Source organism: Ruegeria sp. BHSA191, assembly GCF_059613325.1.
Genome location: NZ_JBXWSH010000017.1, coordinates 1 through 12,884, shown reverse-complemented (window position 1 = coordinate 12,884; position 12,884 = coordinate 1). Strand labels below are relative to the sequence as shown.

Genomic DNA, 12,884 nt, shown 5'->3' with positions numbered 1-12,884 from the left:
GGATGACAACGCCCGGTTTTTTTTGTCATGATGGGCGAGTGGGCTTTGCCCCGGTGTCGTGGCCACTTTTCTGCGAAAGCTTTTCGAGAGTACAGGTAATTTTATGCGTTTTCTGAAAGAACCACTGGCACATTTCCTGCTGATTGGAGTGGCAATCTTCGCGTGGTTCAACTGGATATCCCCACCGTCTGAGGAGCAGGCTCAGCAGCAAGCAATCGTTGTTGACGACAATGATGTATCGATGTTGGCAAGCCGGTTCAGCGCCAGTTGGAATCGTGCGCCCACCCCAGAAGAATTGCGGCGGCTGGTGGATGGCTTGGTACGCGAAGAAATATTGGTGCGCGAGGCTCGCGATCTTGGTCTGGACCGGGGCGATCCAGTCATTCGGGCGCGGCTTGCTCAGAAGATGGAATTCCTGACTCGCTCGATTGCGTCGTCTGTCGTGCCCGAAGATGCGGAACTTGCGGCGTATCTGCAAGACAATCCAGATAGATTCCGAACGCCCCCGAAATTCGCCTTTGAACAAATCTTCTTGGGCGAGACCCCCGGCAGCGCCGATGTTGAGGCGGCTCAATCGGCTCTTGCGGCGGGCAATGACCCTATGCAGGTAGGGTTGCCCACGCTGTTGCCAAAGACGGTGCCGCTGTCGTCGGCGCGCGCAATCGACAGCACGTTTGGGCGCGGCTTTTCCGAGATCCTGGCGTCGTTGCCCAGCGGAGCATGGGCCGGACCGGTGGTGTCGGGCTATGGCCAGCACTTGGTGAGGGTCAACGCAGTGGAGCCGGGCATACTGCCGCCGCTGGATGACGTTCGTGACATGGTGATTCAAGATTGGCGCAGACAAACCTCCGAGGAACTGGCCGAAGCACAATACCAGAGCCTGGCTGACAGGTATGAGATCTCGCTGCCCGCGTGGGAGCCGCAAGAATGACGCGGATCCTCGCAGCGCTTTCCGCCTTTTGGTTGATGCTGGCGGCCGGGCAAAGCCAAGCCCATGCCTTGGATCCCGGTTTCCTCGATCTGCGGCAGTTGACGGAAAACACGTGGCAGGTTCTGTGGAGGCTGCCGGATGTGAACGGGCGGCCGATGGCAATCGAGGCGGTCTTGCCAAAGATTTGTACGCCGCAATCAGGACCCGCGCCGCAGAACGATGGGGCTGCGTGGGTTTCGGTTTGGGTGGCGCAATGCCAAGGACCAATCGCGGATCAACCGATCGCGATTGATGGGCTTGAGTTGCAACGCAACGACGTATTGCTGCGGATGCAGCCATTGGCTGCAGAAGCGGTAACGCTGCGTTTCACCCCAGACAATACCAAGCTGACGATCCCGGCAGATCCGTCAACCTGGGCGGTTTTCGCCAGCTATTTTCAATTGGGGTTCGAACACATTCTCGAAGGTTGGGATCACCTGTTGTTCGTGTTTGCCCTGATCGTTCTGGTGCGCGATCCTTGGCGGCTTGTCGGGGCGATTACGGCGTTTACGATCGCACATTCAATCACCTTGGCCTTGGCCACACTTGGCTTGCTGCAAGTGCCGGGTCCTCCGGTCGAAGCGGTGATCGCCCTGTCCATCGTGTTTCTTGCCCTTGAGATATTGCGGCACAAGGACGGGCAGTTGCGACTGTCCGAGCAATATCCGTGGATTGTCTGCTTCAGTTTCGGTTTGTTGCACGGTTTGGGGTTTGCCGGGGCCCTGTCCGAGATCGGTTTGCCTGCAGGTGACATTCCAGCCGCGTTGCTAGCCTTCAATATCGGGGTCGAAGCCGGCCAATTGGCATTTGTCGCCGTCGTCGCGCTTGGCTTGGCGGTGCTGCGTGTTCTGGGTGCTTTCCAATCCCGTGGCGCACTCGACTGGGCGACGACGGTAACCGGATATGGAATTGGAACCGTTTCGATGTATTGGCTGATCGAGCGGGTCAGTGGTTTCTGACCCCGGCCCGTCAAAACCGATAGAAACGTCGGGCCGTGCGCCCGAACACATCCGCCTGCATCCCAGCCGGAATCAGCGAACGGTGGCGAGACACCAGTTCCGCATAGTCCGAGGACAGGCTGTCCACAGGGAAGTTGGACCCGAACATGCAGCGGGCGGGGCCGAACTGGTTCAGGCACTCCTGAACGATCGGGCGGACGGAGTCTGCCGTCCAACCGTGGTCGAACATGCCCAGACCGGACAGTTTGCACGACACATGCGGCAGCGCGGACAGCGACCGAAGGGATCTGGACCAGGATTTGATCCCGCCCTCTGTTCTATCATGTGGCGAGCCGGCATGACACAGGGCAACCGACGTTTCGGGCGCGCGCTCCAGAACGCGGGCGGCTTGCTCCATCAGCTCGGGCAGCAGTTGCAGATCAAATGAAAGACCGCGCGCGCCCAGTTCCTGCAGGCCGGCCAGAAAACGTGGGTCGTCCAGCAGGGCATTGGTGCCGGATGCCATGTCCTCTTCGGGTGCGCGGCCGACGATCTGGCGCACGCCCCGCAACGAGGGCAGGGTTTGCAGCCTGTCCAGCCGGTGCCCCAGGTCCGGGGCAGTCAGATCGCAGAAAGCCACTTGGACCAACGGCCAGTCGGGTGTCTGATCGGCAACCGACTGCACCCAAGCGGCCTCGGCCCAAGGGTCCGCCGCGCCCACCTGAATGTGGACGGACGCAGAAAACCCCTGCGCCGCGGCGTCTGCGCGGAATTCGTCCAGAAGATAGTCGCGTTGGATCGCTGATGGGTCACCGAAAAACCGCACACCGCCGGTCTCCATCAGCCAAGGATAGTGCACCGCCTTCAGGTTCCACAAATGGTGATGTGCGTCGATCATCATGGCGTGGCAGTCCTTAGCGTGCGCGACAGGATGTCGACCCCTTGCTGGTTCCAGAAATGCAGCAGGTCGATGAAAATCCAGTTTTCGGCCAGCTTGTCGCCCGCGCGCCGATAGATGTCGATGACCCGAAACTCACCCGGCTTGCCGGTTGCGGGCATGCTCATGAAGCCGCCTGTCGGAACGGCAGTGAAGTTGGGCCATCCGAAGAACCCGCCATAATGCCCCTCGGCCATGCGGCAGATGTGTCGCGTTTTGGACCGCTCGGCGAAACCGGCGCGGAACGGGCCCGAGTGCTGCTTGGCATAGCGCGGGATGGTGTAGGTGGCTCCGATCCCCTCGGGACCCCACCACAGCATGTCGTCATGCCAGGTGCGTGCCAGTTCCTCCTCCAGCGTCAGGCCGCTGTTCCACTGGCCCAGGTCCGAAATCATCGCGTTGATCAGCGCCAGTGTCTTTTGGCCTTCGGCTGCGGGCTGGTCGTCGATCAAAAGCCCGTCATGGGTTCTGGGGCCGGGCTGCACGAGGTGTGCCGCGGTTTGTGGAGGAAAGGGGTTCAGCCCGGCCTGCACCATGAGGTGGGGAATGTCGAAATACATGGCCGTTTCGGTGATTTTTCCATCTGCGACCCTGTAAAAGGCGCAGTACCGCAGAAAGGCCAGCTTGCCGGTGGGCGGAATGCCCAGCCACGGCGCGTCGAACAGGCCCATCAGATGCCCCATCGACACGACCCAGACATCATCGGATTGGGTCAGCGAGTTTCGGCCGGCAAAGAAGATGTCCATCCGGTTCTGCATGCGCTTCAGGCCGTGCTTGATCGGTTGCCAGAACGTCTCGGCCAGGGCCTTTGCGCCAACGATTTCATGGAAGGGGTGAAAGCCGCGCCACAGCAGATCGGGTGCGCAGAATTGTTCGATGACCTGGCCGACACCGGCGGCATCCGTGTCATCCAGCGCGTCGTGGAATGCCAAAATCAGTTTTTTCTGGTCCTGAAAACTCACGGTTTTTCCGTTTCCTGGCAGAGGGTTGCGATTTAGGTCAGGAGTGTGTGAATCACCTGCTTCGGACAGTTTTGCATACGTTTGCAAAATTGTCTTGCCAGAATTGATGTGGCTGGATTACTCTTTTGCAAACGTATGCAAAACGATTCCTTCCCGGGAGGCACCATGGCGGAAATTCAACTGCGCAATGTCGGCAAGCGCTGGGGGTCGTTCGTGGGGGTCCACAATTTCGACCTGACCATCGCCGACCGCGAATTCCTTGTGCTGTTGGGGCCGTCCGGATGCGGCAAGACCACCACGATGCGCATGATCGCGGGGCTCGAGGACGTGACCGAGGGCGAGATCCTGATCGACGGCAAGGTGGTCAACGATCTGGAACCCAAGGACCGCGACGTGGCGATGGTGTTCCAGAGCTATGCCCTGTACCCCAACATGAACGTCTATGAAAACATCCGCTTTCCGCTGAAGGTTCGCGGCATCGACCCCGCGACCCATGACGAGAAAGTGCGCCGCGCCAGCGCGATGGTCGAATTGGACGACTTTCTGCATCGCAAACCGGCCGAGCTGTCGGGCGGTCAGCGCCAGCGGGTCGCTCTGGCCCGCGCGATCGTGCGCGAACCGAACGTGTTCCTGATGGATGAGCCGCTGTCGAACCTGGATGCCAAGCTGCGGGTATCGACGCGGGCGCAGATCAAGAACCTCAGCCACGAACTGGCCGTTACCACGATCTACGTCACCCACGATCAGATCGAGGCGATGACCCTGGCCGACCGTGTCGTGGTGATGAAGAAGGGGATCGTGCAACAGGTCGGCAGCCCGACCGACATCTATGACCGCCCCGCCAACACCTTCGTGGCCAGCTTCATCGGCTCACCCGCCATGAACCTGATCGAGGGCCGCGTCGAAGATGGCGTGTTCCGCGCGCAGCACGTGGACATCCCCGGAATAGATGCCCCCGACGGGCCGCTGACGCTGGGGTTCCGGGCCGAGGACGCCGCTCTTGCTTCAGAGCAGGGTCAGATCACGGCCCCGATCTATACGCTCGAGCTTTTGGGCGACGCCACGATGATCTCGGTCCGGGTCGGCGGCGCGCTGGTCTCGGTCAAGGCCGACAAGTCTTTCCGCGCCGAGATCGGCGATTCCGTCTCGTTTTCGGTGCCAAGCGAAATCTGTCATCTCTTCGAAGCTGGAAGCGGTGCGCGGATCGGGGATTGACCCCGCAACAGCCCGCAAGGGCAAACCACCGGTCCGGACGTCGACGACGGACCGATCCTGACAGGGAGAAACGCATGAAACTCAAGACACTCATACTGGCCGGCGCGATGTCGGTGGCCTCGGGCGCCGCTTGGGCCGCCTGTTCGTTCGAAAACACCGTTCCGCTTAAATCGCTTTCGGCCGGGTTCGAGGCCTGGAAGGCCGCCACCGACGCCATGGCCGAATGCGGCAATTTCAGCGCCTCGCTGGATCAGGAATTCCGCGAGAAGCAACCCGAAGCCTTTGCGGCCAACCCGGCGCTGTACCAGATCGGCGGCGTGTCGAACGCCACGCTGGTGCCGCTGCTGAACGCGGGCACCATTCGTCCGCTGGATGATCTGGTCGCCAAATACGGCCAGGACCTGCTGCCGAACCAGCTGATCAAGGTGGACGGCCAGACCATGGCCATCGCCATGATGGTGAACGCCCAGCACCTGATGTACCGCAGCGACATTCTGGCCGATCTGGGCATTGCCGAGCCCAAGACCTATGCCGACGTGCTGGCCGCGGCGGAAAAGATCAAGGAAGCCGGCGTGGTCGAGTATCCGCTGGGCGGCACGTTCAAGACCGGCTGGAACCTGGGTCAGGAATTCGTGAACATGTATCTGGGCGAGGGCGGCGAGTTCTTTGCCGAAGGCAACATGCCCGCGATCAACAACGAACAGGGGGTTCGCGCGCTGGAAACGCTCAAGGCGATGACGGCATATATGGACCCGGAATACCTGGTCTCGGATTCGACATACGTTCAGCAGCAGTTCCAGCAGGGCAAGATCGCCATGGCCAACCTGTGGGCCAGCCGCGCGGCCGCAATGAACGACGAGGCCGAAAGCCAAGTGGTCGGCAAGGTGACGATGGCGGCGGCTCCGTTGGGGTCGGCGGCTCCGGCGACCACGATCTGGTGGGACGGCATGGTTCTGGCCAAGAACATGAGCGACGAGGAAGCCGACGCCGCCTTCCGCGTGATGATGGAAGGCATCGACGCGGAAATGGTGCAGGCCAACAATGACGTCGCAGTCTGGCTGAACCCGGCCTACACGCCCGGTGAACTGGCCGCGGGTGCTGCCGCCTCGGCCGAAGCAGGCGCCAAGCCCTACCCGGCGTCGGGGCCGATGGGCATCATGCACACCGCGCTGGGCAATGGACTGGCCGACTATCTGACCGGTGCCAAGGACGCCCAGACCACCCTGGCCGACATCGAAGCCGACTATCTGACCGCCGCAAAAGAAGCAGGTCTGGTCGGCAACTGATCCGCACGCGGGAGGGGGCCGACCTCCTCCCGCATCTTCCACCACCGAGAACCATGAGAAAGGCAGAGCCATGAATTTCCGGACATTTGCCGCCTTTGTCGGCCCCTCTGTCTTTATGATGCTTCTCTTCATCGCGTTCCCGCTGGTCAGCGTGTTCAAGCAGAGTTTCTATGTCACCCAGCCCATCTACGAGACGGTCGAGGTCGAGACCTGCACGCCCGGCTTCCTGACGCAGACCTGCGTGACCGAAGAAAAGTCTATTCCGAAACTTGATGAACACGGCGAGATCATCACGCAGACCCAGTTTGTCGGGCTGGAAAGCTATCGCAACGTGCTGGAGCCCGAACGGGCCTGGCGCGCGATCAGCGAAGGCAGCTGGAGCGTGCTGTCCACCATCAATTTCTGGAAGGCGCTGCGCTTTACGCTGACCTTCACGTTGATCACCCTGCCGCTGGTGATCGGGTTCGGTTTGGCCATCGCCATCGTTATCAACAACGCCGCGCAGGCGATCCGGGGGCCGGTGATCTTCGTGTCGCTCCTGCCCTTTATCATCACGCCGGTCATCGGTGCCTTGTCGATCAACTGGCTGTTTCGCGGTGACGGCATCCTGACGGCCATGCTGGAATGGTGGCTGAACCGCGACATCGCCCTGTTCGCGCAGGCCTGGACGATCGAGTTGCTGATGATGCTGTACCGCGTCTGGCATGTCGCGCCCTTTGCCGCGATCGTGTTCTATGCCGGTCTTCAGACCGTGAACCAGGACAGCCTTGAAAGCGCAGTTATCGACGGCGCAAGCCGCTGGCAGCGCCTGAAATACATCGTCATTCCGCACCTGATGCCGCTGATCATCTTCGTGTCGATGATTCATCTGATGGACGCGTACCGGGTGTTCGAAGAAATCGTCGGCTTCTCGAGCCAAGGCTACGTCATCTCGCTGCAATGGCTGACCTATGACTTCCTCGTGCCGGATCAGGCGGGCAACCGTTCGATCAGCCGGGCCTCGGCCAGCGCCATGCTGACCATGGTCGGAATCGTCATCCTTCTCATCGCACCGCTGCGCCGGACATGGCGCGACCATAAGGGAGGCCACTGACATGTCCTCAAGCGCGCTTCGCCAACCGCTCGGTCTGCGGCTGACATCGAATTTCTTCCTGGCCTTCTGGTGCCTGGTGGCGGCCTTCCCGATCTTCTGGATCACGGTGATGAGCTTCAAGTCGCCGGTGGACGCATTCGACGGCAATGCGCTGAACGTGATCTTCGGTCCGGCCACGCTCGAGACCGGAAAGGGGATCTCGATCCTCGATATCCTGATGGGCATCGCCGTGCTGTGGGCCACCGCGCGCCTGGCCACCAAGACCCTGCCCGAAATGGTGAAGTCCTACACGCGGCCAGGGCAGGCCTGGTTCGGCTGGATCATCGGCGGGCTGGTTTTGGTGCTGGGTTTTCTGCTGGTGTTCTTCATTGTTCTGCCGGCCATTCTGAACGTGCTGAACCCACTGTTCGGCCCGCTGGGGCGCGACGTGTTGGGCCTGACGACAGAGCACTACAAGACCGTCTGGATCGACCGCGGCTTTTCCAACAACTTCAAGAACTCGCTGATCGTTACCGCGGGCGTCGTGACCGTGTCGCTGACAGTGGGCACGCTGGCGGGCTATGGGCTGGCGCGGTCCGGCTCGACGCTTGCGTTCTGGATCCTGATCGTCGCGTTGGTGTTCCGCGCGCTGCCGCACTCGGTTCTGGTGGCGGGCTATTTGCCGGTCTTCATCAACTCGGCCGAATGGCTGCGCCCGATCCTGGGGGAAAACGCGCCCACGCTATATGGCAAGCCCTTTGCCGTGATCGCGGTTCTGGTGGCGATCAACCAGCCCTTTACCATCTGGATGCTGCGGTCGTTCTTCCAGAACATCCCGGCCGAGCTGGACGAAGCCGCGCGCGTGGATGGCTGCAACCATTTCCAGGCCTTCCGTCGGGTGATCATGCCTGTGATGTGGCCGGGCGTCATCACTACCGGGCTGTTCAGCTTCCTGCTGGCCTACAACGACTTTCTGGTGACCTCGCTGCTGCTGGACGCGCAGAACCAGACCATGGTTCCTGCCATCGCCGGCATGTTCAACCGCGAAACCACCACCACCGACCAGGTCGTCGCCGTGGCGGCTGCCGTGTCGATCACCGCGCCGCTCTTCTTCCTGGTCATGATCTTCCAGCGCCAGATCGTCAGCGGACTGACCGCCGGCGCGGTCAAGGGCTGATGAGCCGCCGGTTCCGCCATAACGCCCTGACGCGCCACCCGGCGCTGAACAGGTTGCCCAGGGTTTTTCCCGGGTTTGGGGGCATGTCCCCCCGATCCCCAATCCCTGACAATCTGACAAGGACAAGACGATGAAAGGTTCCCGACCTGAACAAGCGGTTCTGACCCGCGACACCGACCTGACCAAGACCGAAGACACGCGCCGCGTGATCGAAGCCATGGTCGACGGCCTGAATGACCACCGCATCAACGACATTGGCGAGTTCTTCGCCGAAGGGTTCCGCTGGATGGGCAACCAAGGCTGCGGCACGAAGAACGGTCTGCAAGAGTTTCAGGACAACTGGCAGCGCCCCTTCCAGGCCGCGTTTTCCGACAAGGTCTGCATCGACGAGGCGCGGCTCTACATGGGCGAATGGGCCGCGGCCTTTGGCCGGCAGGAGGCGACCCATTCGGGTGAATTTCTGGGCATTCCGCCCACCGGCAAGCGGGTCGAGATCCGCTACATGGATTTCTGGAAAGTGGTCAACGGCAAGATCGTCGACAATTGGGTGAACGTCGACTTCGCCCATGTCGCCGCGCAGCTAGGCGTCGACCTCTTCCAGGGCCACGGCTGGGAAGCATATGACCGGGGCGAGAAAATTCCGCCCCGTCCCGACAACTGAGGATCAAGACAATGGCAATCGAGTATCTCAAACGCGGCAAGTCCGACGCAGACCGGGCCGAGGATGACGCCAAGACCCGCGCCGTGGTCGAGGCAACCCTGAAGGATATCGAAACCCGTGGCGACGCCGCCGTACGCGAGCTGAGCGAGAAGTTCGACAACTATTCGCCCGCCTCGTTCCGCCTGTCGCAACAGGAGATCGACGACCTGATCGCTCAGCTGTCAGACCGTGAGCTGGCCGACATCAAGTTCGCGCAGGAGCAGGTGATGAACTTTGCCCGCGCGCAACGCGCCTCGATGACCGATATCGAGGTCGAGACCCTGCCAGGCGTGATCCTGGGCCACAAGAACATCCCCGTGCAGTCGGTCGGGTGCTATGTGCCCGGCGGCAAGTTCCCGATGGTGGCTTCGGCTCATATGTCAGTGGCCACGGCCAGCGTTGCGGGTGTGCCGCGCATCATCGCCTGCACCCCTCCGTTCCAGGGCAAGCCGAATCCGGCGGTGATCGCCGCCATGCATCTGGGCGGCGCGCACGAGATCTATGTCATGGGTGGTATTCAGGCGATCGGCGCGATGGCGCTGGGTACCGAAACGATCGACCCGGTGCACATGCTGGTCGGCCCCGGCAACGCCTTCGTGGCCGAGGCCAAGCGCCAGCTGTTCGGCCGCGTCGGCATCGACCTGTTCGCCGGCCCGACCGAGACCATGGTGATCGCCGACGAAACCGTCGATGCCGAGATCTGCGCCACTGACCTGCTGGGGCAGGCCGAACACGGCTACAACTCGCCCGCGGTTTTGGTCACCAACTCGCGCAAGCTGGCCGAGGAGACGCTGTCCGAGATCGACCGCCTGCTGGGCATCCTGCCGACGGCTGACACCGCGCGGGTCAGCTGGCAGGATTATGGCGAGGTGATCCTGTGCGACAGCTATGACGAGATGCTGCAGGTCGCCGACGAGATCGCCTCGGAGCATGTTCAGGTGATGACCGATCGCGATGACTGGTTCCTGGACAACATGACCTGCTATGGCGCGCTGTTCCTGGGGCCGCGTACCAACGTGTCGAACGGTGACAAGGTGATCGGCACCAACCACACTCTGCCGACCAAGAAGGCCGGGCGTTATACCGGCGGCTTGTGGGTTGGCAAATTCCTGAAGACCCACAGCTATCAGAAAATCCTGACCGACGAGGCGGCAACCCTGATCGGCGAGTACGGCTCGCGTCTGTGTCTGCTGGAAGGGTTCGTGGGCCATGCCGAACAATGTAACGTACGGGTGCGCCGCTATGGCGGCATCAACGTGCCGTATGGCGCACCGGCCCCATACCGGGATGCCGCCGAATGAGTGACAAGCATACGCAGCACAAGGCGCTGATCGCGCCGCTTCGGGCGGCGATGTATGATTTCGACGAAGCCGGCGTGCGGGACGCGCTGGCGCAGGTGACCGCGCCTGACGCTCTGTTCCGCCTGTGCCATCCTTTCGGTGACAGCACCGGCAGCGAGGCGTTCTACGATCTGGCCTTCAAGGGCCTGCTGGATGCCTGGCCGGACCTCGAACGGCGCGACTATATCGTGATGGCCGGACCGGACGAGTTCGGCGCCGACTGGGTCGGCTGCGGCGGCTACTATACCGGAACCTTCACCGGTCCGTGGCTGGACATCCCGCCCACCGGCCATCAGGTGACCATGCGGTTTCACGAGTTCTACCGGTTCGAGAACGGCCGGATCGTAGAAATGCAGGCCCTGTGGGACATCCCCGAGGTAATGATGCAGGCCCGCGCATGGCCGATGGCGCCCAGCCTGGGACGCGAATGGCATGTGCCCGGCCCGGCCACGCAGGACGGTCTGGTGCCGGGGCCCTACGACGCCGACAAGGGCCGCGCCACCTGCCAGCACATCATCGACATGCTGGAACATCTGAAAAAGCACCCCTCGCAGGGCGGGCCCGAGGTGATGGAGATGGAGCGGTTCTGGCATCCGCGCATGAACTGGTACGGGCCTTCGGGCATCGGCACCGGGCGCGGCTATGCCGGGTTCCGTAATTGGCACCAGATCCCGTTCCTGAACGGAATGCCGGATCGCGGGCAATATGTCGACGACATCACCTATCATTTCTTCGGCGATGGCGACTATGCGGCAGTGACGGGCTGGCCCAACATGATCCAGACCGTCACCCATGACGGGTGGATGGGCATCGCGCCTTCGGGCAAGCGGATCACCATGCGCAGCCTCGATTTCTGGCGGCTGGAGAACGGACGGATCCGCGAAAACTGGGTTCTGGTCGATCTTCTGGACGCCTATGCGCAGCTTGGCGTTGACGTCTTTGCCCGCCTGCGGGAATTCAACAAGGCCCGGAACCTGGGCCGCATTGAAACCCCGGATGGAATGAGCTGATGACCCAACTGCCCCGCACCCCTTCGTTCTCGCTGAGCGGCAAGACCGCGTTGGTCACCGGCGCATCTTCGGGCATCGGATTGGGGTGCGCTGTCGCCCTGGCCGAGGCCGGCGCGCATGTGGTCTGCGCCGCGCGCGGGGCCGAGCGGCTGAACGAAGCGGTGTCCGCCCTGCAGGCGCAGGGCTGGTCGGCCGAGGGGCGGGTGCTGGATCAGAGCGACCTGACCGCGTTGCAGGCGCTGTTCGCCGCGCAAGCCTTTGACGTGGTGGTGAACTCGGCCGGGACCGCGCGGCACGGGCCAGCCGTCGAAACCACGCCCGAGGATTTCGACGCGGTCACGAGTGTCAATCTGCGCTCGGCCTATTTCCTTTCGGCCTATGCCGCCAAGGCTTTGATGGCGGCCGGGCGGCCTGGTTCGATCATCCATATCTCCAGTCAGATGGGCCATGTCGGCGGCATCGACCGGGCGCTGTATTGCGCGACCAAGCACGGGCTGGAAGGCATGGTCAAGGCGATGGCGAACGAATGGGGCAAGCAGGGCGTCCGCATCAACACGGTCTGCCCGACCTTCATCCGAACCCCGCTGACGCAATCGACCTTCGACAACCCCGAACGCGCGGCCTGGATCATGGACAAGATCAAGCTGAACCGCGTAGGCGAGGTCGAGGACATCATGGGCGCGGTTCTCTATCTTGCGTCCGACGCCTCGGGGCTGGTCACCGGCACGTCGATGCTGATCGACGGCGGATGGACGGCAGACTGATGGCTGACAAGGTCACATCGCTTCAGGTCGCGCAACTGGCCGGCGTCAGCCAGTCGGCGGTCAGCCGGGTGTTCACGCCCGGCGCTTCGGTCAGCAAGAAGACCGAGGAAAAGGTGCGCAAGGCGGCGGCCGAACTGGGCTATCGTCCCAACGTGCTGGCCCGGGCGATGGTGTCGGGCAAAAGCCGGATCATCGGCCTGGTGGTCGGCTACCTGGACAACTACTTCTATCCCGAGGCGTTGGAGAAACTGTCGAACCGCCTGCAAGAGCATGGCTATCACGTGCTGATCTTCATGGCCTCGCGCTCGGCCGGAAACATCGACGACGTGATGGAAGAGATCCTCGATTATCAGGTGGACGGGGTCATTCTGGCCTCGGTGCCGATGTCGTCGGATATCGCCACCCGCTGCCAGCAGGCGGGCGTTCCGGTGGTGCTGTTCAACCGCAGCCAGGATATCGAGGGCATCACCACCGTGACCTCGGACAACTATGCCGGCGGCCGCAAGGTGGCCG

The 12,884-nt window shown here is 62.1% G+C and carries 13 protein-coding genes; 11 read left to right on the top strand and 2 right to left on the bottom strand.

Features of this window, described 5'->3' with window-relative positions; genetic code table 11:
- The first annotated feature begins 58 nt into the window (after positions 1-58).
- A complete protein-coding gene (locus AC2FNS_RS14920) occupies positions 59-931 on the top strand; it encodes a peptidyl-prolyl cis-trans isomerase (protein WP_496711562.1) in 873 nt (290 codons plus the stop codon).
- Positions 928-1,929 carry a HupE/UreJ family protein gene (locus tag AC2FNS_RS14915; RefSeq protein ID WP_496711561.1) on the top strand — a complete coding sequence of 334 codons (1,002 nt, stop codon included), beginning with the start codon at positions 928-930 and terminating at the stop codon, positions 1,927-1,929. The genes AC2FNS_RS14920 and AC2FNS_RS14915 overlap by 4 nt, the downstream gene beginning before the upstream one ends.
- Positions 1,930-1,939: 10 nt before the next feature.
- Here the strand turns inward: AC2FNS_RS14915 and AC2FNS_RS14910 are convergent, their stop codons facing one another.
- Positions 1,940-2,809: an amidohydrolase family protein gene (locus AC2FNS_RS14910; protein WP_496711560.1), complete on the bottom strand. Its 870-nt coding sequence runs from the start codon at positions 2,807-2,809 to the stop codon at positions 1,940-1,942.
- Positions 2,806-3,807, bottom strand: a complete 1,002-nt coding sequence (locus AC2FNS_RS14905) for a nuclear transport factor 2 family protein (protein ID WP_496797705.1) — start codon at positions 3,805-3,807, stop codon at positions 2,806-2,808. Before AC2FNS_RS14905 ends, AC2FNS_RS14910 begins: the two co-directional genes overlap by 4 nt.
- Before the next feature lie 165 nt (positions 3,808-3,972).
- Here AC2FNS_RS14905 and AC2FNS_RS14900 point away from each other — a divergent pair, with 165 nt between their 5' ends.
- The 9 genes from AC2FNS_RS14900 to AC2FNS_RS14860 all read left to right on the top strand — a co-directional run.
- A complete protein-coding gene (locus AC2FNS_RS14900) occupies positions 3,973-5,022 on the top strand; it encodes an ABC transporter ATP-binding protein (protein WP_496679129.1) in 1,050 nt (349 codons plus the stop codon).
- A 74-nt stretch (positions 5,023-5,096) separates the two neighbouring features.
- Positions 5,097-6,308, top strand: coding sequence for an ABC transporter substrate-binding protein (locus AC2FNS_RS14895; protein WP_496679128.1), 1,212 nt, complete (start codon positions 5,097-5,099; stop codon positions 6,306-6,308).
- 118 nt (positions 6,309-6,426) lie between these two features.
- Complete coding sequence (locus tag AC2FNS_RS14890; protein WP_496742872.1) at positions 6,427-7,401, top strand: carbohydrate ABC transporter permease; 975 nt, start codon at positions 6,427-6,429, stop codon at positions 7,399-7,401.
- A 1-nt stretch (position 7,402) separates the two neighbouring features.
- The gene (locus AC2FNS_RS14885; protein WP_496679123.1) at positions 7,403-8,557 is read left to right on the top strand and encodes a carbohydrate ABC transporter permease; all 1,155 of its coding nucleotides are present in this window, start codon (positions 7,403-7,405) and stop codon (positions 8,555-8,557) included.
- Between the two features lie 130 nt (positions 8,558-8,687).
- A complete protein-coding gene (locus AC2FNS_RS14880) occupies positions 8,688-9,218 on the top strand; it encodes an ester cyclase (protein ID WP_496711558.1) in 531 nt (176 codons plus the stop codon).
- Positions 9,219-9,229: 11 nt separating this feature from the next.
- Complete coding sequence (hisD, locus tag AC2FNS_RS14875; protein ID WP_170361379.1) at positions 9,230-10,558, top strand: histidinol dehydrogenase; 1,329 nt, start codon at positions 9,230-9,232, stop codon at positions 10,556-10,558.
- Complete coding sequence (locus AC2FNS_RS14870) at positions 10,555-11,607, top strand: ester cyclase (protein ID WP_496711557.1); 1,053 nt, start codon at positions 10,555-10,557, stop codon at positions 11,605-11,607. The genes hisD and AC2FNS_RS14870 overlap by 4 nt, the downstream gene beginning before the upstream one ends.
- A complete protein-coding gene (locus AC2FNS_RS14865; protein WP_496711556.1) occupies positions 11,607-12,371 on the top strand; it encodes an SDR family NAD(P)-dependent oxidoreductase in 765 nt (254 codons plus the stop codon). Before AC2FNS_RS14870 ends, AC2FNS_RS14865 begins: the two co-directional genes overlap by 1 nt.
- Positions 12,371-12,884 (top strand): LacI family DNA-binding transcriptional regulator (locus AC2FNS_RS14860; RefSeq protein WP_496803900.1); only part of this gene is annotated, 514 nt, incomplete at its 3' end. The genes AC2FNS_RS14865 and AC2FNS_RS14860, both read left to right, overlap by 1 nt.